Here is a 25315-nt window from a genome sequence, read left to right on the forward strand (position 1 = left end):
CTGAAAACTGCGATTTAAATCGGATAACTACTAATTTGTAGATTCTCTCTCAATCAAGTGGGTTTCTATAATTTCGGTTTTGTAATTTTCATCCTCTTCATCTTCGGCTTCAAGTCGGTCAATTAGCATTTTTGCCGCTTTATTTCCCATTTTTACCCCACTTTGACTTACAGTGGTAATAGTAGGTGTAGAATATTTAGAAATGATACCATCTGTAAAAGCAATTACTGCTAGATCTTTAGGGACATTCAAACCTATTTTATTGGCAGTTTTGATTATTGTTACGGCAAATAGTTCGTTTACAGCAAAAACCGCATCAATAGCCTTGTCTTCTAAGAGTTTACTAATAGTGATTTCACAGGTGTTTACGTCTTCAATTTTAATGATTAGATCTTCATTAAATGGAATTCCGTTATCCAATAGCGCTTTTGTGTAACCATCAGTTCTTAATTTTCCCACGCTCACGTAGTCAACAGTAGTTACTAGAGCTATTTTTTTTCGGCCTTTGTCAATCAAACTTTGAACGGCTTCATAAGCTGCAGCTTGATCATCAATAATTACTTTATCACACAAGATGTCATTTGTCACACGATCAAACATGACAACAGGCATTCCTTGATTGATAACTTCAGTAATGTGATGAAAATCAGCTTTAAATTGGGTTTCTTTTGATAAAGATATTATAAAGCCATCAATACTGCCGTTTGCGAGCATTTCCATGTTTAATACTTCTTTGTCAAAAGAATCATCAGATAGACAAATGATTACACTATAGCCGTGTTCATTAGCCACTTGTTCAACACCATTAATTACAGTAGAGAAAAAATGATGCACAATTTCAGGAATGATGATTCCTATGGCTTTAGTTTTTCGGTTCTTTAAACTTAGGGCAATATTATTAGGCTTGTAATTGTAAAATTTCGCGAAAGCTTGAACTTTAAGTCTTGTCTCTTCGCCTATTTCAAGACTATTTCTTAGGGACTTGGAAACGGTGGAAATGGAAACGTCTAATTCTTTTGCAATTTGTTTAAGCGTTATTTTCCTTTTCATATTAATATTTGGTAAAAATTTATTTCTCAATAAAGGTAAAATTTTATTTTTAATATGGTAATTATACTCTCAAAATTTTCAATAAAATAGAAAGTTTTCAACACTATTACGTTTTCGTAACCTGATATTTTTTTTAGGTTGTTGAGTGTATTAAATTTTACATAAATTTAACATTCGAAGTAATTGTTAAAGCTATAACGCAACCAAAACAAAATTAAATTAAAATAAACAAAAAGTATGAAAACAATTTATAAAAAGTTGTTGATTTTAGTACTGTTACTCCCATTTAGTATTCTGGCTCAGAGTACAGTAAGTGGAACTGTTGTTGATAAAACCACTGGTCAACCTTTTCCTGGAGTTAACGTCAACGTTCAAGGTGTTAAAAATGGAGTATCTACGGATTACGAAGGGAAATACCAATTAAATAATGTAAAAGCAGGAGACAAGATTGTTTATTCTTTTATAGGATATACAACTGCTGTTGTGGAATACCTAAGCCAAAAAACAGTTAATGTGAGCTTGCAAGAAGATGCAAACCAGTTAAAAGAGGTAGTGGTGCAAGTAGGTTACGGAACTGTTAAGAAAAAAGATGCTACTGGTGCTGTAACAGTATTAGGGACGAAAGATTTTAACAAAGGAGCAAACGTAACTGCTGAGAATTTATTAAACGGTAGAGTAGCAGGGGTTACTGTGAATACTAGTGGTGCGCCAGGTTCTGGTTCTCAAATTAGAATTCGTGGTGGATCATCTTTATTTGCAAGTAATGATCCTTTAATTGTTATTGATGGATTGCCAATAGAGAATAACTCTGATAAAAACTTTGGTTCAACTTCTATTTTAGCATCAATTAATCCAAGTACTATAGAGTCTATGACTGTTTTAAAAGATGCTTCGGCTACTGCTATTTATGGTTCAAGAGCTTCTAATGGTGTGATTATCATTACTACTAAAAAAGGAAGTAAAAACTTAGCTGTTGATTATAATTTTCAATATGGTAGTGGATCACTTGATAAAACGATTCCAGTATTTAATGCGGATCAATTTAGAGCATTAATTGCTGATAAGCGTCCGAGTGATTTATCTAAACTAGGTACTGCAAACACAGATTGGCAAAAAGCAATTTATAGAAGAACTGATTATGTTGATAATAACGTTTCTATAAGAGGGAATTTATTTAATACAATACCTACTCGTTTAACTATTGGTAATACCTACCAAGAAGGATTACGATTAACAAATACGTTCAATAGAAACACAATTGGTTTAGCTTTAAACCCTTCTTTCTTGAAAGATCATTTAAGAATAAAATTGAATGCAAATTATGCTAACGAGAAAAATAGATTTGCAGAAGGTGTTGAGGGTTCAGCAATTCGTTTTGATCCTACACAACCTATTTACAGCGCAGGTTCTATTTATGGAGGTTTCTTTGAATATTACAATCGTAATGATAATAAATTATTACCACAAACTCCAAGAAACCCTGTTGCTCAATTGTTACAAACATTTGATAAAGGTTTAAATAATAGAATTTTTGGTAACTTTGAGGTAGATTATAAATTTCATTTCATGCCAGCTTTACGAGCTGTAGTAAATGCTGGTTACGATCAAGCTGACGGTGAGAGATCAAAGGTTGCATCTTTATTTGCTGCAAGTAGTGGATCAAATGATAATATTCCTTTTGGTACGAATGAATTTTCAAGAAGTGAAAGAAAAAACAAGTTGCTAGATGCGTATTTAGTTTACAACAATACATATAAAGATTTAGTATATGATGTTACTGCAGGATATTCGTATCAAAAATGGGATTCTTTCAATTATGTAAAAGGAAATACAAACGACCCAAATTTACCAACAGGACCTACTGGTTTCCCGCAAACAACTATTGATTTTGACAGAGTAAATATTGGTTTCTTTGGAAGATCAAACTTAAATTTCAAAGACAAATATTTATTAACTTTATCTTATAGAAGAGACGGTTCTTCACGTTTTGACAAAGATAATAGATGGGCTAATTTCCCCGCTGCTGCATTTGCTTGGAAAATTAAAGAAGATTTATTGTCAAACAACACAACAGTATCTGACTTAAAATTGAGAGTAGGCTACGGTATTACGGGTCAACAAGAAATAGGTAATAATAATGATTACTTACAACAATATAATTTAGGAAGCGGAAGTTCTCAATACTTTTTTGGAACTGTTGCATTGCCAATTGCAGTTTCTGCAAGACAAAGTGCTAACCTTAAATGGGAAGAAACTACAACTTACAATGCAGGTTTAGATTTTGGATTGTATGGAAATAGAATCACAGGAAGTGTAGAGGTTTTTTACAAAGATTCTAAAGATTTATTAGCAGAAGTTGCCACAGCAGACGGAGGTAACTTTTCGAATAGATCTTGGCAAAATATAGGGAGTTTTACTACTAAAGGTCTTGAATTTTCTCTAAGTACAGATGTCGTAAGAACAGATGATGTAAATTGGAATTTAAATTTCAATGCGACTTCTTTTGAAAGAAAGCTCACTAGTTTAAATCCTGTTTCTATTTTTGTAGGAGATAATTTGGCTGGGACAGGAACGCAAGGTCAAGTACATCAAGTAGGTTTTGCACCAAACTCTTTCTTGTTGTACAAACAATTGTATGATGCTAATAGCAGACCTATTGAGGGTGCTTACCAAGACTTTAACAATGATGGTATCATCAATGCTGATGATAAATATGTGTATAGAAATCCAGATCCAAAAGCAGTTTTTGGTTTCGCATCTACCTTAAATTATAAGAATCTTGATTTCTCTTTTAATTTAAGAGCTAGTGTTGGAAACCGTGTTTTTAATGCAGTTAATGCTGCAAGAGCACAGTACAGACAATTAGTACCCGATTCTCAATTAGGAAACATTCCAACATCTGTTTTAGATACTGATTTTACCACAACATCAAACGTAGTTTTGTCGGATTTGTTCGTAGAAAACGCATCATTTTTAAGAATGGATAATATCACTTTGGGGTATACATTCCCAAAATGGTTAGAAGGAAAAGCATCATTACGTTTGTTTGCTGGAATGCAAAACGTTTTTGTAATTTCTGATTATTCAGGACTGGATCCAGAAGTTGCTAATAATGGTGTTGATAATACAATTTACCCTAGACAACGTTCTATTTTAGGTGGGGTTAATGTTAAATTTTAATAATTAAATCATGAAAAAAATAAATTTTATTTATGTACTATTCGCTTTCGCGACCTTACAATCGTGCACCAGTGATTTAGATGTAGTAGCTGAAGATCCTCGTATACTCACACCTGAGCAGTTGTTTGCTACGCCTACAGGATACAAGCAAGCCCTAGCTGGCGTGTATGGAAATCTTAGCCTAACAGGTACTGGTGATGCAGGTTCTTCTTTCTTAAAAGGTATAGATGCTGGAACGAGCCAGTTTGGGAGATGTTTGTGGTACTTACAAAACCTAACTACCGATGAAGTAGTATGGACGTATGAAAATGATGAAGGTACGGCAGAGTTACAAAGAAATACTTGGACCTCAGCAAACCCAATATTATTAGGTATGTACAGTAGAACTATGGCTGAGGTAGCTATTGCGAATGATTTTTTGAGACAATCTACTCCTGAAAAAGTGAACTCAAGAGGTTTTTCTGCTGCAGATGCTGCTGAAATTGCTATTTACCGCAATGAAGCAAGAGTCTTACGCGCTTTTGCTTATTACAATATGATGGACTTGTTTGGTAAAGCACCATTTATTACAGAAGAAGATCCATTAGATTTTAGAGGACCACAGTATGATAGAAAACAGCTATTCACTTTTATTGAAGCAGAGTTAAATGCTGCTATTCCAAATTTAAAAGCAGCAAGAAGTAATGATTATGGTAGATTAGACAAGGCAATGGCTCAAATGATTTTAGCTAAAATGTATTTAAATGCTGAGGTATACATCGGGTCACCTAAATATGCAGAGTGTATGGCAAAGTGTTCTGACGTAATTGCTGGAGGTTATACTCTAAAAACCAATTATTTTGACAATTTTAAAGCAGATAACCATACTTCATCCGAAATGATTTTTACGCTACAGTCCGATGGAGTTAAAACTCAAAATTACGGAGCAACTACAGTGCTTATCAATGGGCAAGTAGGTTCGTTTGAAGGAAACGGTATTGCTGACTTTGGTGTTGGTGGTTGGGGAGGTGCTTTGCGTTTGAGAAAACAATTTGTACAGAAATTTGATGTAGGTCCTTTTGGAACTGATGTTAGAAAATCCTTTACAGGTACAGGCGCAAGAACACTTGAAATTACTGAATTAACTCAAGCAGGTCAAGGTTTTGTTTTAAGAAAATTTTCTAACAGAACAGCGGCAGGTGTTGCGGGTGTAAACTCTACTTTTGTAGATACTGATTTCCCATTATTCCGATTAGCAGATGCCTATTTAATGTATGCTGAGGCGCAAATGAGAAAAGATGGGGCTACTAATTCTAATAGTGCAACAACGGCAAATGCACAATCAGTAACGTATATCAATGCTTTGAGACAAAGAGCTAACAGCGGTTCTACTGCTGGTAACGTAACTCAAGCTGATGTTAACCTTGATTTCGTAATTGATGAAAGATCAAGAGAATTACACTGGGAGGGACACAGAAGACAAGATTTGATCCGTTTTAATAAGTATGGCGGTGGAAATTATAACTGGGCATGGAAAGGAAATATTGCAAATGGCACGTCGTTTGGAACTAATTTGAATGTATTCCCAATTCCTACGGCTTCATTATCTGCTAATCGAAATTTGACTCAAAATACAGGCTATTAGACAATTTTAAAAAAGAACATAATGAAAAACACAATTAAATTATTAATTATTTTCTTGAGTCTCCTTACACTTTCCTGTACGGATGATATCGAAAATAAAGTTTCAGACGAAAAAGCTGAAGGTATATCGCTACTAACGCCTACATCTACATTTAATCTTGTACTTGATGGAGCTAAATTAAATGATTTAGCAACAACTTTTGTTTGGAACGATACCGCAAAAAGCACTACCGCTACAAGTATTAGTTATACTGTAGAAGCAGCAAAAGCAGGGACAAACTTTGCTACAGTAGTAGTAATAGGTGCGCCAACTACGAAACAATTTTTAGATGTATCAGTTGCTACTTTAGACGCTGCTACTAAAGCATTAGGTATGCCGGCAATGGTTGAAGGAGCTATAGATGTACGTGTGAAATCATCGGCAGGAACTTCTAATGTTTTTACGCTAAAAGTTACTCCATACCAACCTAGTTGGGGAGTTATTGGCAGCGCAACTCCACTGGGGTGGGATGCTAGTACTGAAATGACTTTTAATCAAGCTACTGGTACATACTCAGTTACTTTGCCGTTGACTGCAGGTGAGTTCAAATTCCGATTAGATAATAAATGGGATACTAATTTTGGTGATACGGGCAACAATCTTTCTTTAGAACCTGCAGGTGACAATATTGCTGTAACTGCTGGGTTTTATACCATTATTGCTAATTTTACTACTAGAACGTATTCAATAACAAGAGTGACTAATGCATGGGGTGTAATTGGGGATGCAACACCAAAAGGCTGGGATGCAGATACTTTTATGGATTTTAATCCTACCACAGGAAAGTACTCCATAATAATAAAAATGAAATCTGGTGCTTTTAAATTTCGATTAAATCGTGATTGGGGAAATAATTTCGGGGATAACGGAAACGATTTGTCTTTAGACGCAGGTGGAGATAATATCCCAGTAACTACCTTAGGTACGTATTTAATTTCAGCCGATTTTACAGCAAGAACCTATACCATCCAAAAAATATAATTTGACTCTTATGAAAAATATATCAAAATATTTAATTGCTTTACTGAGCATAATTACTTTTTCCTGCACAGATTCAGTAATGGATAGAGAGGAAGTTACAGCTGGGTCACCCCCTGTATTAGCAGTACCTACGTCGGGACTAACAATAGTTTTAGATAAAACAAAACCTAATGATTTAGTGTCAACAATGGTATGGAGTTATGCATCTTATAGCGGTACAAATACAGTAGTAAATTATACTATTGAGTTTGCTAAAGCCGGAACCAATTTTGCAAAACCGGTTGTTATTGCTAGTTCCTTAGAAAAGTTTAAGAAATTTACTGTTAGCGAGTTAAATACTGCTGCACTAGATGCGGGCTTTCTTCCTTTTGTTGAAAGTGCAATTGACGTACGTGTAAAATCTACAGTAGGTACAACAGGAAGTATAGCTCAAACTTCAAATTCTTTTACCATTAAATTGACGCCTTATCCAGCTTGGCCAGATTGGGGAATTATTGGAAGTGCCACACCTACTGGATGGGATTCCGATACCAATTTAGATTATGATTTAAGTACAAAAACCTATTCAATTACTTTGAATATGGTAGTAGGTGAATATAAATTTAGGTTAGATGATGCGTGGAGTACTAATTTTGGTGATAATGACAACAACGGCACTCTAGATGCTGGTGGTGCAAATATTCCAATTACTGTTGCTGGGAGTTACAGATTAGTGATTGACTTTAATGGCAAAACCTATCGAATTACAAAATTATAATTTTGTTGATTAATCTAAAGTAAGCTGTTCCATATTTTGTAACAGCTTCTTTTTTTTAAAATAGTTTTTTTGCCTAGTGTTTACTCGCTACGTTTTCTTAAAAAGCCTTGGTTAAGTAGAGAATATGAAATTTTAATCAAGAGTGAATTTAAGGCAAAGTAGGACTTCTTAAAATATTATCTATTTATGAAAAAAAAAATACTTTTTATGCTGCTTTTTTGTTCGTTTGCAGCATTTGCGCAACAACAAAACATTACGTATACCATTACTCCTGCTACTTTTGAAGAAGGAACTACTGTGACTTTAACCGTGAGTGGTGCTTCTATTAATGAGTCTGCTTGGGGAGTAACGGGCAATGCTTTATATATTTGGGCATGGTCTTTTGACATCAATGATGCAAATATTGTTGATTGTCCTACTAACGGTGCATGGACAGCTTCTAATGAAGCGAACCGATTTACTTATGATTCGGGCTCAGATACCTACACAAAAACATTCACACCAAACACTTTTTATAACAGAAACGGAATTGGAAGAATTGGTTTTTTAGTAAAAGCTAAAGACGGTACGGGAGATAAAAAATCGCAAGATATAATCAATGAAGTAGGTTCATTTCAAGTAACATTGACTGCTCCTTCAGAAAACAGCGCAACTATCATTTCTAGTGGCGGAAGTTTGAATATTTCAGCTTCAAATACGGGTGGTAGTGCGAGTTATGTATTAAAAGCAAACGGAGTAACAGTAAACACAAACCCTGCAACTGCTAACTACAATTTTAATCAAACAGGAATTACTAGCAATCAAAATTACGAGCTTCAAGTAACTCAAGGTGCCGCAACAATTAGTAAAAAATTCAGTGCTATTGTAAACCCAAATGCTGCTAGCCAAACCATACCAATGGGCTTGTTAGATGGTATAAATTATAATACTGCGGATGCCTCAAAAGCTACACTTGTACTTGATGCGCCATTCAAAGACTTTGTTTACGTTGCAGGAAGTTTTAATAACTGGCAACCTACAGACGTTTATGCTATGAAAAAGGACCCGACCTCTGGGAAGTTTTGGTTAGAATTAGCAGGCTTAACATCTGGAGTAAATTACACCTATCAATACTGGGTTGTTGATGCTACTCCAAATGCTGGATCACCATCACTTGTAAAAACAGCCGATCCTTATTCTACTTTAGTTTTGTCTCCTTTTGATGATGGGGGCATTCCTGCTTCAAAATATCCAAACATGCCTGTGTATCCTGCTGGTCAGGAACGTGAGGTAACAGTATTGCAAACTGGTAAAACACCTTTTGCATGGAGTGCTGCTACAACTAGTTTTGTCAAACCAGCCAAAGAAAAACTTGTTGTTTACGAATTATTAGTGCGTGATTTTGATGCTAATAGAAGCTATCAGGACTTAATTAATAAGATTGATTATTTCAAAAATTTGAAAATAAATGCAATTGAATTAATGCCTGTTATGGAGTACGAAGGCAACGAAAGCTGGGGATACAACACCTCATTTCACATGGCTTTGGATAAATTCTACGGAACTTCTGATAAGTTAAAAGAATTTGTTGATTTGTGCCATCAAAACGGAATTGCAGTGATTCTTGATGTGGCGTTAAATCACGCTTTTGGTCGTAATCCTATGGTTCGTATGTGGATGAACGATCCTGACGGTGATGGCTGGGGTTCTCCTTCTGCTGAGAATCCTTATTTTAATACAACAGCCATGCACAGTTACAGTGTGGGTGAAGATTTTAATCATCAGCAACCTAGAACACAAAACTACGTGCAACGGGTCATTAAACAATGGGTTGAAGAATATAAAATTGATGGATTTAGATGGGATTTAACCAAAGGGTTTACCCAAAATTGTCCTGCTAATGTGGCTGGTGGTCAGGAAAATTGTACTGGAAATAGACAGCAAGATAGAGTAGAGGTATTAAGAAAATATGCTGACTATTCTTGGAATTTAGATCCAAATCACTATGTTATTTTTGAACATTTAGGCGGAAATGACGAAGAACAGCAATGGGCAAATTACAGATTGAATGAAACTCCAAGTAAAGGAGTAATGATGTGGGGAATTTTGACGGGTCAATACAACAATCTTACAAAAGGATTTGCTGGTAACATATCAGGAATGAACGCTTCCAGTAGAGGATTTACGGCTCATCGATTAATGGGTTACGCTGAAAGTCATGATGAAGAACGTTTGATGTACAATAACTTACAGACCGGTAACAGTTCTGAGGCCAATCATGATGTTAAAAACTTGAATATTGCATTATCCAGAATGTCTGCTTTGGGAGCCGTTTCATTATTAGTTCCTGGACCAAAAATGATTTGGCAATTTGGGGAGCTAGGTTGGGACAAATCTATCTTTTCTTGTAACAATGGCGTTGTAAACACACCTTCTGATGGTGCTTCTGGCGATTGTAAGCTAGATACAAAACCACAACCGCAATGGACTGGTAACTGGCTTGGGGATACCAATAGAAGTAAAATTTACGATGATTGGGCCAAAATGATTACTATGAAAACAATCGAACCGGTTTTTTCTGGTACTGCAAGTATTGCAAACACGAGTTCGTTATACCCTAACATTAAAATTACAAACAGCGCTTTGGCTTCAAGCCAATTAAAAGATGTTTTAATCCTAGCTAATTTTAATGTAACCGCTCAAACAGTTCCATCTGGTTTTGCTTATACAGGTACATGGTATAATTTGATGGACAATAGTGAAATTGTAATTTCAAGTACATCACAACCAATATCTTTACAGCCAGGTGAATTTAAAATATACGGGAATAAAACAGCTTCTTTGGCAATTGCCGATTATGAAGAATCACCAACGATTGCGTTGTATCCAAACCCAGCATCTGATTATTTTACATTGAATGAAACTATTTCTAAAGTTCAAATTTTTTCTATCACGGGACAATTGGTTAAAAGTTTTGATGCTACTAAAACAGCAGGATCTCCATTTTTAGTTAGTGATTTGAATCAAGGGCTTTATATTATAAAAACATTGGATGAAAATAATGTCATGAAGGTATTGAAGTTATTGAAGAATTAATATTTGGTTGAATTAGTGAAAAACTGCTGTCCCTAAAAAGGCAGCCGTTTTTGTATAAAAAAAACTGCTCCAGAAATGAAGCAGTTTTTCAACAACAAATTAAAACTAAAAATTAAATTTTACCATCTTTGATTTCGTCCACAATTTCAGGGTTTAATAAGGTTGAAGTATCTCCAAAATTAGAGTAATCTCCTTCGGCTATTTTACGTAGAATTCTACGCATGATTTTGCCAGATCGGGTTTTGGGTAGACCAGAGACAAACTGAATTTTATCCAACTTTGCAATTGGACCTATGTGATCAGATATGTGTTGATTAATTTCTTTACTCAGATTTTCTCTATCACGATATTCTCCAGTTTCTTTTAGAATTACAAAGCCATACAAAGCATTTCCTTTAATATCATGCGGGAAACCTACAATGGCTGATTCCGCTACCGCTGGATGTTCGTTGATAGCATCTTCAATAGGGGCTGTTCCAAGGTTGTGACCAGAAACAATTACAACATCGTCTACGCGGCCTGTGATTCTGTAATACCCAACTTCGTCACGCAAAGCGCCATCTCCAGTGAAATATTTGCCTGGAAAGGTAGAAAAATACGTGTCTTTGTAACGTTGATGATCACCCCAAATAGTTCTAGCAATTCCTGGCCAAGGGAATTTAATACACAAGCTTCCCGTTACTTGATTGCCTTCAATTTCGTTACGTTTTTCATCCATCAAAACAGGTTGGATTCCCGGTAATGGTAAAGATGCATAAGTAGGTTTAGTTGGTGTTACAAAAGCAATTGGCGAGATCATGATTCCTCCGGTTTCGGTTTGCCACCAAGTGTCCACTACAGGACATTTTTTATCACCTACGTGGTTGTTGTACCAGTGCCAAGCTTCCTCATTAATAGGTTCTCCCACGGATCCAATGACTTTTAAAGAGGTTAATTGGTAGCGTTGTACAAATTCGATACTTTCTTTCGCTAAAGCTCTAATCGCTGTTGGAGCAGTATAGAATTGAGTGACTTTATGTTTCTCAATAGTTTGCCAAAACCTACTGAAATCAGGATAGGAGGGAACGCCTTCGAAAATTACTGTCGTAGCTCCATTCAATAAAGGTCCGTATAATATATAGGAGTGTCCAGTGATCCAACCAATATCAGCAGTGCACCAAAAAATATCATTTTCTTCGTAATTAAAAACATTCTTAAACGTATATGCGGTATACACCATATAGCCTGCAGTAGTATGAACCATTCCTTTTGGTTTTCCTGTAGAGCCAGAGGTGTACAAAATAAACAACGGATCTTCGGCATCCATAATTTCAGCCACGTTATTGTCTGAAGCAGCGTCTAGAAGTGGCTGCAACCATTGGTCACGTCCTTCTTTCATAGGTACCGTGGTATGAATTCTTTTTGCAACTAAAACTTTTTCTACGCAATCGCAACTCAATAAGGCTTCGTCAACAATACTTTTTAAATCAATTGTTTTATTGCCGCGATAGCCACCATCTGAAGTGATGACCATTTTACAAGTGCTGTCATTAATACGAGCCGCCACCGCCGATGCCGAGAATCCTGCAAAAACAACCGAGTGAATAGCGCCAATTCTTGCACAAGCCAGCGTAGTTATGGCTAGTTCTGGAATCATAGGCAAATAAATGCATACGCGATCCCCTTTTTGTATACCTTGCTCTTGTAAAACATTAGCCATTTTGCACACACGCTCGTGTAGTTCGTTATAGGAAATGTGCAAAGCGGTTTCGGTTGGGTCGTTGGGTTCAAAAATGATGGCAGTTTTTGTTCCGTTTTTGGCTAAATGCCTGTCAATACAATTTTTAGTGATGTTTACTTTGGCTTCGGTAAACCATTTTATCTCGGCTTCGGCCATATTAAAATCAACCACTTTGTCCCATTCTTGGTACCAAGTAAAGTTTTCGGAGGCTACTTTGTCCCAGAATTTTTTTGGTTCACGAACTGATTTTTTGTAATGTTTAAAATATTCTTCTAAAGTATTAATTTTATAGTAACTCATGATGTTTGATAAATTTTATAAATTATAACTACCTATTTTATGTTTTTGTACTGTTTGTGTAATTTCGTCAATAATGGCTTCGTCATCAATTGTAGATGGAATTTGAAAGTTTTCACCATCAACAATACTTCGCATTAGTTTTCTCAAGATTTTTCCGGATCTTGTTTTTGGCAAACGTTGCACTACAACTACATTTCGTAGTGAAGCAACGGCCCCAATTTGCTGCCGAACAAGTTTTATAATTTCTTGTTCTAATTGGTATTGTTCCATTTCGGTTCCAAGTTTAGTTACGACCAATGCCAGTGGAACTTGTCCTTTTAACTCATCGTGAATTCCTATAACAGCACATTCTGCAACGCAAGGATGAGCAGCCACAACTTCTTCCATTTCGGCGGTTGATAAACGGTGTCCCGCTACATTAATAACATCATCGGTTCTTCCGGTAATAAAAATATAACCGTCTTCATCTTTATAACCACCGTCACCAGAAAGGTAATAGCCATCAAATTTGCTAAAGTAACTGGCTTTAAATCGGGCTTCATTTGCCCAAATTCCTAATAAGTTTCCGGGTGGCAATGGTAATTTTATGACCACAAGCCCTTCATCATTTGGACCTAGTTCTTGGCCGTTTTCATTGAAAATCTTAATGTCATAGCCACAAACTGCTTTTGTAGCCGAACCAGATTTGACAGGCATTTTTTCGATTCCAAGGGAGTTGGCAATCATGGGCCAACCAGATTCGGTTTGCCACCAATGGTCTATAACAGGAATCGGGATGTGTTCTTGATACCATTCTAAAGTGGCATTGTCACAGCGTTCTCCTGCTAAAAATTGATTTTTTAAACAACTTAAATCGTATTGTTTGATGAATTCTCCGTTAGGATCTTCTTTTTTGATGGCTCTAATGGCAGTTGGTGCTGTAAACATGGTGCCTACTTTATGCTCCGAAATGATTCTCCAAAACGTACTCGCATCAGGAGTTTTGATAGGTTTTCCCTCAAATACGATGGTTGTATTTCGGTTTAATAATGGACCGTACAAAATGTAGCTGTGACCTACTGCCCAACCCATATCCGACGCTGCCCAAAAAACTTCATCTTGATTTACGTTGTAAATATGTTTCATCGAGAATTTCAATGCAACGGCGTAACCTCCAGTGTCTCTTACAATTCCTTTTGGTTTTCCTGTAGTTCCAGATGTGTATAAAATATAAAGCGGATGATTAGAAGGTAAGGCAACACAGGCTGTCTCTTCGGAGCCGTACACTAAGGCGTCATAATCTACATCATACTTCTTAAACGGGATTCTAGCGCCTAATTTTCTATTGAAAACGATAACTTTTTTTGGTCGGTGACTCGCTAATGCAATGGCTTCATCGACTAATGGTTTGTAGGCAATTAATCGATCTACTTCTATTCCTGATGAAGCAGTAATAATGGCACGTGGTTTACAATCATCAATGCGGATAGCCAATTCATGTGGTGCAAAACCACCAAAAACAACCGAATGTATTACTCCGATTCGTGCGCAAGCTAACATAGCAAATGCTGTTTGCGGAATCATAGGCATGTAAATAATGGCCGTATCCCCTTTTTTTAACCCTAATGCAAGCATGCCACCTGCTAGTTTTGCTACTTCGGTTTTTACCTCAGAGTAGGTATATTTTTTTACGGTTTGTGTTACTGGAGAATCATATATTAGGGCAACTTGGTCGCCGTATCCATCTTGAATGTGTTTGTCAAGGGCTAAATAACAAATATTTAATTCGCCATCTTTGTACCATTGCGGATATCCATTTTCGTCTTTCGATAAAATGGTCGCGGGTTTATTGTACCACTCAATTGCATCAGCTTGTTGTGCCCAGAATTGTTCTGGTTGTGCAATACTGTCTTCGTAAATTTTGTTATAATTCATGGTATTGAATGTTTTTTAGGATAGTAAATCCTGGACTTGTTCTACTAACTTTTTGATCGAAAAAGGTTTTACTACATACAAGTTAGCACCTAATGAAAGCCCTTTTTCAATGTCTTTTTCTTTATTTTTTGCCGAAAGGAAGATTACCTTGCAATGTTGCAAACGTTCTTCTTTTTTTATTTGTTCCAATGTTGCAAAACCATCCACCATGGGCATCATGACATCTAGAATAATAACGTCTGGGAGTTTAGTTTGCAAAATGTCCAATGCTTCTTGTCCGTCACGGGCTATAAAAACCTCAAAATTGTTTTTTTTGAAAGTATATTCTAATGACATTACAATGTTTGGTTCGTCATCTACAATTAAAATTTTTTTCATGTTTTAATTCGTTTCGCTTGTATTATAATTGGGTAATGTAAAAGTAAAAGTGGCGCCTTCAACCTCATTCTTTTCACTCCAAATGGTTCCTTTATGATGTTCTATAATTTGTTTGCAAATGGCTAATCCTAATCCGCTGCCTATTGGTTTTTTTATGTTTTGGTTCCGAGATTGATAGAATTTATCAAAAATAGCTTCGGCATCTTCTTCTTTAATACGTTTGCCGTTATTGTGAATTTTGACAGCTACATTTGTTTCATTCTCAAGGATAGAAATAGTTATTTTTCCATCCGTTTCTGAACAAAATTTTATAGCATTAGACAATAAATTATGGATTACTTGTATGATTCGTTCTTCATCATAAAAAGCCTTAATGACCTGATCGGTTTTGTCAAATTCAATTGTGATTTTTTTGTTTTTAATTAATTGATTTAATGACGCTACTGTTTTTGAAATCGTTTTTGTAATGTTGTTTTTTGACAGGTAGATTTTCTGTTTTCCCGTTTCAAATTTTTCTAAATCCAAAATTTTATCAATCAACCTATTCAACCGATCCGACTCTGAAATGATGTTTTGCAAAAATTGTTTTCGCATTTCTTCGGGAACAGCGTCATCATCATACAAAATTTCGCTTGCTGCGCGAATTGCTGTTATGGGCGTTCTTAATTCATGTGTTACGGTGTCTAGAAATTCATCTTTTTGGATGTCTTTATTGACTAATTCTTGATTCGCATTTTTGAGTTGTTCTGATATTTTTTTTAATTCGTTTGATGTGTCCGTCAATTTCTTGTTAATGATGATGTTTTCTTTGGATTCCTCTAAAATTCGCAACACTTCGGGAAGGCTTATTTTATCTTCTTTGACTACACTTGCAATTAATATTTTGGCGGAAGCCGTACCTATGTGACCGGTAAGTAAATTTTCGGCAAATTTTATAAAGCGGGCATCGGCTGTGGTTATGTTTTTATCAATGTTGTATTTTAAATTAAAAATAGTAAGGGCACGTTTAGTTCTTTCTTCTCCCAAAAAACGGTGTAATACTTTTTGAATGTCAGAGACGTAAGCAGTTCCTTTCCATACAAAGGCATTTTCATGATTGGTAATGTACTTGTCAATATCCACAAACATTTCGGCATAATTTCGTTCTCTATAATTCCCTTTAAAACTTACAGAAACTGCCGCGTAACTCATGGTATTAATTAATAAACTCCAAAAAATAGCATGCGGAATAGGCTCTAAATAATCAAGACCCATCAGTTGAAATGGCCTTAGCCAAGAAATACCCATTGGCCCTTCAAGAATAAAAGGATTTGTTGCATTTGTCATTCCCACGGCATACGGTATGAGTAAAGAATACACACATACTGCAAACCCTAATAGTATTCCTGTTATGGCTCCTTTTTTTGATCCTCGTCTCCAGAAAAGAGCGCCAAAAAACGCAGGGCCTAGCTGCGCAATGACTACAAAAGCTACTAAACCTATAGATACTAACGAATAATCTAAGATAAACAAGCGATAAATAATGTAAGCAATAATAATGAGTGAGAATATACCAATCTTGCGACTGTTCACAATGCGTTTACTGTTTTTAACTTCTGAGGTGTTTTTTAAAGACCCTATAAATCCATAAGGAATAAGCAAGTTGTTGCTTAACATGGTGGCAAGAGCTATTGAGGATACAATAATCATAGAAATAGCTGCCGAAAATCCGCCAAGGAAAACCATAACAGTCAAAGTTGTGTTATTGAAATACTGCGGAATTAATAAAGAATAAGTATCGGCATTCAGTCCTTTTCCTTCAAAAAGAATGTTGCCGCCCCAAGCTATAGGGAACACGAATAAATTAAACAAAAGTAAGTACAACGGAAATAACCATACTGCTGTTCTTACATGCGTTTCTTTATTATTCTCTACTATGGCTGTATGAAATTGTCTTGGTAATAAAAAGATGGCAAACATTGATACGAGGCACAAGAAAAACCAGTTAATACCATCACTTAGTGTACCTATGGTATTTTTTTTATCAAAATCTTTTAGCACCGCTGCTTGTTTGTAAATATCATCAAACCCATCATAAACAAAATAGGTTACGTATATGCCTATAGTGATAAAAAACACTAATTTTAAAACAGATTCAAGTGCAACTGCGGTAACAATACCACTTCTTTTCTCTGATGCATCTACATATTTTGTTCCATAATAGGAGGCAAACAAGGCAAGTGCAAGACATACATAAGTTGTGGTGTCTGTAAAAATGTTAGAACTCGCTTGAGTTTTAGTTACAATGTGAAAGGTGTCCGAAATGGCTTTGAGCTGTAACGCTATGTAAGGTAATATTCCGCAAATGCAAACTAGTGTTACTATGGCACCTAGACATCTACTGTTTCCGTAGCGTAACGAAATAAAATCAGCAATGCTGGATATTTTATTTACACGTGAAATTCTAATAATTTTTTTTAGTAAAATAATCCAAGTAGGAATTATTAATACGGGACCTAGATAAATAGGGAGATAGCCTAAACCAGAATCGGCTGCTACGCCTATACTCCCATAATACGTCCAGGCAGTGCAATATACCGCCAGAGACAAGGAATATACATAAGGATTATTAGCCCATATAGAGTGACTTCTTTTTTCTGACCAGTAGGCTATGAAAAAAAGAATAGATACATAAATTAATAAGATGAATAAAAGAGCTACACTACTCATAATATCGTTTTATGATGATGAAAGATACAATTATAGAAAAAAGCCAAACCGAAAAAATATAAATATATGTAATGGGAAATCCAAAAAGAGATTCGGAACTGTCAAATAAAAGAATGAGTGGTAAATTCAAAGCTATTAGCATTAGCAAGGAAAGAATTACCATTTTTTGTTCATGTCTTTTTTTCATAAAAGGATGCATTTAGAAATCTATTGGTTTGAAATGGTCCGTTCTAATAACCATTTATCTTATATTTTTTTCTTTAGTTTTCTTAGTATCGAATGCTACAATTAAATAAAACAATCTCCACATATTGATGCAGAGATTGTTATGGTTTTTAAAATTAGTTTTTGCTATTCATCCATTTCATTATAATCACCCGAAAATGCAAAATAGCCAAAAGTGACCAATCCAGTTACAATAAGGGGTAGTAAAATAAAGAACATAATAATTCCAAATACTAAGTCGTCTTGCTTGCCTGATGTAAGTTTAGGTCCAAACATTTCAACGCTGTAAAAGGCTGCTGCCAAGGCTAGTAGTATCCATACTATTCCTAAAAGTTTTTTAATTGAATTCATAATGATATGTTTTAGTCGTGAAGAGTATTGTTTTTTCTGTTTATATAAATCATTCCAATAACAAAGCAGATACCTGCAATGATGATTGGGTACCATAAACCCTCTAGATAATACTCAGGGTTAGCTGGCGTAGGCCCAGTTCCTTTTGCTGTAGTTACTAAAAATGTTGAAATAGCAGGAAGTAATCCACCAAATATACCGTTTCCTACATGATACGGCAAAGACATTGATGTATATCTAATTTTTACAGGGAACATTTCTACTAAAAATGCTGCAATTGGACCATAAACCATAGTAACAAAAATCACTTGAAGAAACACAAGGAATACAAGCATCCATTTGTCTGCATCGTTAATTGTTTTGGTAATTTTAGTTTCAATTTTTTCAGCTCCCTTGTCATCTAACATTATCTTTCCATTCTCAAAATGTTTTGTTTTTAGTTCCTCAGCAACTGTACCATCTGTGTATGATTTAGAAGTCGTGTAGATAGAGTCGGTTTTAGTTTCGCTGATTTCTTTTAAAGATGGAACCGTTTTAGTTTGCGCTACGATTTCAGTTTTTAAAGCTAAATCAGTAGTTTGAAACATGGCTCTGTAAATAGGTCTATACGCAATGATTGCAATTAATAAACCAGCCATCATGATTGACTTTCTTCCTATTTTGTCACTCAACCATCCAAAGAAAACAAAAAATGGAGTTCCTAATATTAAGGCTATTCCTAACAATGTTTCTACTTGAGATGCCTCAACAAACATTACTGTTTTTAAAAAACTCATTGCGTAAAATTGACCTGTATACCATACTACACCTTGTCCCATTGTAGCTCCAAAAAGTGCTAATAAAACAAATTTTAAGTTGTAGCGGTTACCAAAACTTTCTTTTAGTGGATTGGTACTTGTTTTTCCTTCTGCTTTTGCTTTTGCAAAAACAGGTGATTCATCCATATTTTTTCGAATCAAGTAGGATATACCCACCATAACTATAGATACCCAAAACGGCACTCTCCAGCCCCATTCGTCAAAGGCCTCTTTAGTTAGCAACCCTTTTGTTACTAAAATTACTACTAACGAAACAAATAAACCAACAGTAGCAGTTGTTTGTATCCAGGAGGTCCAGTATCCTTTTTGACCAGCTGGAGCATGCTCTGCCACATACGTTGCAGCACCGCCGTATTCACCACCAAGTGCTAAACCTTGTAACAAACGTAAAATCAATATTAGTATAGGTGCCGCAAAGCCAATTGTTTCATAAGTAGGGATACATCCCATGACAAAGGTAGCACCACCCATAAGCATTAACGTGACCATAAAGGTGTACTTTCGACCGATAATGTCTCCTAATCTACCAAAAAATAACGCTCCAAAAGGACGTACCACAAAACCTGCAGCAAATGTTGCTAGTGTAGATAAAAACGCAGCAGTAGGATTGTCTGATGGGAAAAATTTTGTTGATAATACAACAGCTAAACTACCGAAGATGTAAAAATCGTACCATTCAATCATGGTACCCATTGAGGATGCGGAGATAACTTTCCAGATTCCTTTTGTTGATTTTGTACTCATAAATATTTTTTTTAATTGGTTATAAATAGATTTGAAGTTGTACTACAAACTCTCCTAAGGATCCAGATTTGTTTGTTAGCGAAGTGTATACGGGTCTAGTTGAATATTGTGCTGTAATTTTAGCGTGATGTCCGTCAAGGAAAAAATTTGATCCTATGTCAAATTGTGTGCTTGTTTGCGCTAAAGCATCAAAGTCTTTGTAAGTGACTGCTCCAAAAGGTTGGATTCTCACTTTTGGTTTCGCCTCTTTGTTAGGCAATAAAAAACCTGCTTGCGTGTACCAGATAGTTCCAGAGCCTATTGTAGGCTGCGCATTACCAGGACCGGCTATGGCTCTATTCCCTGTGAAATTAGGGTCTAATGTTCCTACGTTCATAATACCTACATTACGTAGATAGTTAGGTCCAAAATCATAATCATATAATACACTGTATGCAGTTACCGCCATTTTCTTTTCTTTTTTTCCAATAGGTAAATCCATAAAAGCATCAGCAGATAAAAGGGTAATATCGTGTTTGTTTATGGTGTTGTTAACCAATGATCTAGTAGCATCCGGAGCTGTGTAAAAACCTGCACCTAGATTGAATACTTTTTTAGTACCCAAATAACTTCCTACTTTAAAAGGAAGTACGTTTGCCTCTTGCTCTAAAAATTGATATTCTAAGTATCCTGCTTTAGACCATTTTGTCAAGCCACTATTGTCAACCGCTACTGCGTTTGCAGCATTTGTGGTATTTACGGGAGCAAGGTTTGTAGCGTAAGGCTTATTGTAGCTCAAGCGATATTCTAGTTTACCATATTTACCTTTGGCAAAAAGCCCCACTTGTCTAGCAAATTGATCTGAGTTTTCTATTAATGGCCAGTTAAAAATAGGAGCGTCTATAGTTAAGAAGTTCAAAGTAGATCCCATGGTCATTCTTGATAGTCCCATGTAGTAATGCAATCCTGCACCCAGTGACATACTAAATTTTTTGTCTTTTGCAGGTAGAACTACTGCATATTCGTTCCAAGCGTCATGAAAAAACAAACCTGGTTTTTTACCTGCGCCATAACCACCTGTTCCAGATGTTCCTGCTGCGCCGCCATTGGTAAAGGTTTGGTTATTAATCCCGAAATGGGTTAAAATCATGTATCGTTTAGAAACTTGTGCATAAGCTAGGAAACGCAAACGTCTGTTTCCTATGTCTGTTGCTGTTGATGTTGCTTCGCCACCAATCATTGTTCCGGGATTCATCTCAGAGGAGCGCATCCAGATCTGGTTCCACGCTATAACACGCATGAATTTTGAACCATCTTCATTTAGGTTAAATTTCAAGCCTCCACCGTACTCTGTGGATCCTTGTGAAAAACCTTGTAGCGATAGTAAGAGGACCGACGCTTTAAACAATATTTTTTTCATAAATAAAATTTTAGTTAGTTAATGGTTGGTTAATAAAGTGCCAAATTCTATTTTTTTATTGTGAAAAAAAATTTAGATATATTTTTGTGTAAAGTCTATAGTTAATCTTTGAAACGTTCCCATTTTATTAGCATGAATTTATCACCTAGCTCTGTAATAATCATTCCTGCGCCGGATATAAGTTCTTTTTTCTTTATGTATTCTATTAATTCTAAGTGATTTAAAATTTTGTAAGTAGGATGGTAGTTGGTATGAGATGGTTTTTTGATATTAAAAGATTTTACCCAATTGCTAACGGTAACATGCGAAACTCCTATAATGCGTTCAATTTCTCTATAACTCAAGCCTTCTAGATAAAGTTGCAAGGCCTTAGTTACGTAGTAGTCGTCTATTTTTTTACCCAATTTATTTACGGTAAAAAAATACTTGCATTTTTTGCACAAGTACCTTTGTTTATTGTTGATGATGCCACTTTTTGTGATATGAGTTTCTTGACATTTTGGACAGGCTAAAATCTCCATGTATATAAATTTTGCATAAATATAGTAAATTAGCAATTACTATATTTGTAATAAAATAAAAAATATCAAATAAAATTACAAACTGTCTATTTTTATCAATGAATTGTTGTTGTATTATCAGTAAAATAAGGTTTTGACTGTAAAGTGATTTTGAAAAATGGAAGATTCAATGCATCAATAGTAAAATTGCTACAAATAGATTTATGGTGTTGTGAAGAATAGTTTATTGGTATTGCAGAGTGTTTAAAAAAAGTAAAAACTTGTTTTCAATTTTTTTGAGAGGCATATAAAAACAAAAAACCCGAATATTTCTATTCGGGTTTTGTGGTACCTCCAGGGATCGAACCAGGGACACATGGATTTTCAGTCCATTGCTCTACCATCTGAGCTAAGGTACCGTGCTATTGCGGGTGCAAATATAGAATCATTTTTTGTTTCTCCAAAACAAATTTTAAAAAAAATGAATTTGTATCTTCGTGATCGTAAATATTGAATTATGGTTTTAGTTATAGATGTGGGCAATACAAGGATTAAAGCAGCTGTCTTTGAGGGGAATATGTTTCTAGAGGTTTTTGTATTTGTTAAAGAGGAGCTTCAAAAAAATTGTGCAAATATTTTAAAAAAATATCCTTTGCTCATTCAAGTTGTAGTTTCGTCAGTTGGTTTTGTTGATGAAATTGCCTTTTTAAAGCTTGAATCTAAATTTAAAATACACTTCGTAACTCGTGAAGAAGAGTTTCCTTTTGTAAATAAATACGCAACACCAGCAACATTAGGAATCGATAGGATGGTTTTGGCGGCTGGAGCTGTGTTGCAATTTCCGGGACAAAATAGGCTAGTTATTGATGCAGGCACTTGTGTGACCTATGATTTTATAGATGAACAAGATCATTATTTGGGAGGTGCTATTTCACCTGGCTTAAGATTGAGGTACGAATCCTTGCATAATTTTACAGCTAAATTGCCATTGCTTACACTCGAAAATCCTAAAGAGCTTATTGGCGATTCTACTAATAGTTCCATTCATTCCGGTGTTGTTAACGGATTGGTTTATGAAATTGATGGATTCATAGCAGATTACAAGTTGAAGTATCCAAATTTTATAATAATTTTAACGGGCGGCGATACAGTTTTTTTGGCTAAACGATTAAAAAATACCATATTTGCCAATTCAAATTTCCTTTTGGAGAGTTTGAATCGAAAATTCCATTATAATATCAAAAAATGATTAAAAAAATTTTAATAAGTTCTTGCTTGTTTTTTTCAATAGCAACTTTCGCACAAGAAGGATCGGCATCTCCATATTCTTTTTACGGTATAGGTCAAGTAAGGTTTAGAGGCGCCCATGAATATCGTTCTATGGCTGGAGTAGCAGTAGAGCAGGATAGTATTCATATCAATTTGCAAAATCCGGCTAGTTATGCTAATTTGAAATATACAAGTGTAGCACTTGGTGGAACCTATGGAACTACAGCTTTAAAAAGCGATTCAAAGTCTGCAAATGCAACAAGAACAACTATAGATTACTTAGCTGTTGGTTTGCCAATGGGTAAATTTGGACTAGGTTTTGGTTTAATACCATACTCATCTGTAGGATACAAAGTACAATCAACTTCTACTGAAGTGGGTGCAACTAATAGTCGTTTTGATGGTAAAGGCGGCATGAATAAGGCCTTCGTTGGTTTAGGTTATAAAGTGGCTCCCAAATTTAATATAGGAGCTGATGTGAGTTATAATTTTGGAAAAATTGAAACTAATAGTTTTCAGTATGTGAATGATGTTGCTACTGGAACTCGTGAGTTAAACACTGCTGATTTATCAGGTGTTAATTTTAGTGTTGGAATGATGTATGAAACCAAATTGTATAAGAAAATTAATGCTTACACAAGCTTAACGTATACTATAGAGAGTAATTTGAGGTCTAATAATTCTAGAAATATAGCCACGGCATTGTATAATTCAGATTTTAATATTGCTGTTGTTGATGTTTTGGCTGATATTAATTCGGCTACTGATTTAATTTTACCAAGTAAAATAGCATTAGGTGGAGGTATTGGAGAGTCTAGAAAATGGCTTTTAGGGGGTACAATTGAGTACGGAAAAACTTCTGGTCAAGCCAATGAATATAATAATAACGCTAATGTAGGATACGGAAAATATGGAAGTGTTGCGCTTGGAGGTTATTACATCCCAAAATACAATTCTTTTACTAGTTATGCTAAACGTATTGTGTATAGAGGTGGTTTAAGATATGAAAAAACGGGTCTTGTTATTAATTCAGAATCTATAAATGACATGGGACTTACACTTGGTGTAGGTTTGCCACTTAACGGAACTTTTTCGAATGTAAACATTGGATTTGAAATGGGAAAAAGAGGAACTACAAAAGCTAATTTGATTCAAGAAAATTATGCTAATGTTAGTTTTGGTTTTTCTCTTAATGAAAAATGGTTTGAAAGAAGAAAATTCTACTAGGATTCTTTTTTTTTTGCTCTTAATAGCGGTATATGACAATTACGAAACGTTTTTTTTTAAAATTTGCAGCCATGGGCAGTTGTGTATTTGCACTTGTAAGTTGCGAAAGTAATTTTAAAAACATTCAAAAAATCAATTTCTCTGAGTTTGTACCTAGTAGTGATGCTGATTTAGTAGACTTAAAATATACTGATTCGGGAAGAATTACCGCGGTTTTAGTAAGTCCAAAAATGCTAGATTACGCTACCGTTGATTTTCCTTTTACTGAATTCCCAAAAGGTATTGATGTAACATTGTATGACAAGAAAGGAAAAAAAACGTTTATTCAATCAAAATATGCAGTTTCTTACAAAGCTACTAATATGATTGATTTGCAAGGAAACGTAAAAATCTTCACCGAAGACGGTCAAAAATTAGAAACAGAGCAATTGTATTTTGACCAAAAAAACGAATGGTTTTTTACCGAAAGAAAGTTTAAATTATCAGGTGCCAAAGGCGTTTCAAACGGTCAAGGAATAGATTTTAGCAAAGACTTTAAGATCATTAATTCACAAAAAATAACGGGAGAGGTTCAAACAGAAGAATAAAACGTATCATCATGAAATATTTTAAATACACTCAATACATTTACCTACTTTTTGCAGCCTATCTTATTTTTGATGGGGTGAAAAAACTTAATAATCCAGCTCTTGGTGAAGCTTGGTTGAATTTCATTATTGCAGCTTTTGCAGTATTTATGTTTTTCTTCAGACGTAGATTTGCTAAAAAATTTGAAGAGAGAAATAAAAACATGAAACCATAAAACAACTTGGTTTGTTTATTTGTCAAGATAGCTTTCTTTGGTAAAATTGGGGTTTTAACTTCAATAAAATAGAACGGTTTTAGGTTTAGTAATATTAGTTTTAAGTGATTTTCAGATCTATTTTAATGTTTATTTTAAAGATTAAATAATCATGAAAAAAGCCTTAAAAAGTGTTTAAAACCCTCTAAAATCATTGGTTTAAGCTAAATTAAAAATACTAAATAATGCTTGAAGGCTTTATTTTATTGGGAAA

General features: G+C 35.1%; 18 protein-coding genes and 1 tRNA gene. 9 read left to right on the forward strand and 10 right to left on the reverse strand.

Annotation, left to right across the window (positions count from 1 at the left end):
• Positions 1 to 30: 30 nt before the first annotated feature.
• The gene (locus tag FPG59_RS00665) at positions 31 to 1050 is read right to left on the reverse strand and encodes a LacI family DNA-binding transcriptional regulator (protein ID WP_086452699.1); all 1020 of its coding nucleotides are present in this window, start codon (positions 1048 to 1050) and stop codon (positions 31 to 33) included.
• Positions 1051 to 1287: 237 nt separating this feature from the next.
• Between FPG59_RS00665 and FPG59_RS00670 the strand changes: the two genes are divergently transcribed.
• The 5 genes from FPG59_RS00670 to FPG59_RS00690 all read left to right on the forward strand — a co-directional run bounded on the left by FPG59_RS00670 (position 1288) and on the right by FPG59_RS00690 (position 10706).
• Positions 1288 to 4230 (forward strand): SusC/RagA family TonB-linked outer membrane protein, encoded by a 2943-nt coding sequence (locus FPG59_RS00670; RefSeq protein ID WP_086452700.1) that lies wholly within the window; start codon positions 1288 to 1290, stop codon positions 4228 to 4230.
• A gap of 10 nt (positions 4231 to 4240) precedes the next feature.
• A complete protein-coding gene (locus FPG59_RS00675) occupies positions 4241 to 5854 on the forward strand; it encodes a RagB/SusD family nutrient uptake outer membrane protein (protein WP_086452701.1) in 1614 nt (537 codons plus the stop codon).
• 21 nt (positions 5855 to 5875) lie between these two features.
• Positions 5876 to 6874, forward strand: coding sequence for a SusF/SusE family outer membrane protein (locus tag FPG59_RS00680; protein ID WP_086452702.1), 999 nt, complete (start codon positions 5876 to 5878; stop codon positions 6872 to 6874).
• 10 nt (positions 6875 to 6884) lie between these two features.
• Positions 6885 to 7631: a SusE domain-containing protein gene (locus FPG59_RS00685; protein ID WP_086452703.1), complete on the forward strand. Its 747-nt coding sequence runs from the start codon at positions 6885 to 6887 to the stop codon at positions 7629 to 7631.
• A gap of 186 nt (positions 7632 to 7817) precedes the next feature.
• Positions 7818 to 10706: an alpha-amylase family glycosyl hydrolase gene (locus FPG59_RS00690; protein ID WP_086452704.1), complete on the forward strand. Its 2889-nt coding sequence runs from the start codon at positions 7818 to 7820 to the stop codon at positions 10704 to 10706.
• A 112-nt stretch (positions 10707 to 10818) separates the two neighbouring features.
• Here FPG59_RS00690 and acs read toward each other — a convergent pair whose 3' ends face one another.
• From acs to FPG59_RS00740, 9 genes are all read right to left on the reverse strand, one after another.
• The gene (acs, locus tag FPG59_RS00695) at positions 10819 to 12726 is read right to left on the reverse strand and encodes an acetate--CoA ligase (protein ID WP_086452705.1); all 1908 of its coding nucleotides are present in this window, start codon (positions 12724 to 12726) and stop codon (positions 10819 to 10821) included.
• A 15-nt stretch (positions 12727 to 12741) separates the two neighbouring features.
• The gene (locus FPG59_RS00700; protein WP_086452706.1) at positions 12742 to 14640 is read right to left on the reverse strand and encodes a propionyl-CoA synthetase; all 1899 of its coding nucleotides are present in this window, start codon (positions 14638 to 14640) and stop codon (positions 12742 to 12744) included.
• 15 nt (positions 14641 to 14655) lie between these two features.
• Positions 14656 to 15018 (reverse strand): response regulator transcription factor, encoded by a 363-nt coding sequence (locus FPG59_RS00705; RefSeq protein ID WP_086452707.1) that lies wholly within the window; start codon positions 15016 to 15018, stop codon positions 14656 to 14658.
• 3 nt (positions 15019 to 15021) lie between these two features.
• On the reverse strand, positions 15022 to 17727 hold the full coding sequence (locus FPG59_RS00710) for a sensor histidine kinase (RefSeq protein WP_086452708.1): 2706 nt from the start codon (positions 17725 to 17727) through the stop codon (positions 15022 to 15024).
• Between the two features lie 351 nt (positions 17728 to 18078).
• On the reverse strand, positions 18079 to 18303 hold the full coding sequence (locus FPG59_RS00720; RefSeq protein WP_086452709.1) for a DUF6814 family protein: 225 nt from the start codon (positions 18301 to 18303) through the stop codon (positions 18079 to 18081).
• Positions 18304 to 18314: 11 nt separating this feature from the next.
• Positions 18315 to 19865: an MFS transporter gene (locus FPG59_RS00725; RefSeq protein ID WP_086452710.1), complete on the reverse strand. Its 1551-nt coding sequence runs from the start codon at positions 19863 to 19865 to the stop codon at positions 18315 to 18317.
• Positions 19866 to 19884: 19 nt separating this feature from the next.
• On the reverse strand, positions 19885 to 21264 hold the full coding sequence (locus FPG59_RS00730; RefSeq protein ID WP_086452711.1) for a porin: 1380 nt from the start codon (positions 21262 to 21264) through the stop codon (positions 19885 to 19887).
• Positions 21265 to 21365: 101 nt separating this feature from the next.
• Positions 21366 to 21785, reverse strand: a complete 420-nt coding sequence (locus tag FPG59_RS00735; RefSeq protein ID WP_086452712.1) for a helix-turn-helix domain-containing protein — start codon at positions 21783 to 21785, stop codon at positions 21366 to 21368.
• A gap of 325 nt (positions 21786 to 22110) precedes the next feature.
• A tRNA-Phe gene (locus FPG59_RS00740) sits at positions 22111 to 22183 on the reverse strand.
• A 98-nt stretch (positions 22184 to 22281) separates the two neighbouring features.
• Between FPG59_RS00740 and FPG59_RS00745 the strand changes: the two genes are divergently transcribed.
• From FPG59_RS00745 to FPG59_RS00760, 4 genes are all read left to right on the forward strand, one after another.
• On the forward strand, positions 22282 to 23013 hold the full coding sequence (locus FPG59_RS00745; RefSeq protein ID WP_086452713.1) for a type III pantothenate kinase: 732 nt from the start codon (positions 22282 to 22284) through the stop codon (positions 23011 to 23013).
• Positions 23010 to 24260 (forward strand): hypothetical protein, encoded by a 1251-nt coding sequence (locus FPG59_RS00750; RefSeq protein ID WP_086452714.1) that lies wholly within the window; start codon positions 23010 to 23012, stop codon positions 24258 to 24260. The genes FPG59_RS00745 and FPG59_RS00750 overlap by 4 nt, the downstream gene beginning before the upstream one ends.
• Positions 24261 to 24331: 71 nt before the next feature.
• Entirely contained in the window at positions 24332 to 24847 is a 516-nt protein-coding gene (gene lptC / locus FPG59_RS00755; RefSeq protein ID WP_086452732.1) for an LPS export ABC transporter periplasmic protein LptC, read from the forward strand.
• Positions 24848 to 24858: 11 nt separating this feature from the next.
• The gene (locus FPG59_RS00760; RefSeq protein ID WP_086452715.1) at positions 24859 to 25062 is read left to right on the forward strand and encodes a hypothetical protein; all 204 of its coding nucleotides are present in this window, start codon (positions 24859 to 24861) and stop codon (positions 25060 to 25062) included.
• Positions 25063 to 25315: the final 253 nt, after the last annotated feature.

Source organism: Flavobacterium sp. FPG59 (genome assembly GCF_002150205.1).
Lineage (GTDB): Bacteria > Bacteroidota > Bacteroidia > Flavobacteriales > Flavobacteriaceae > Flavobacterium.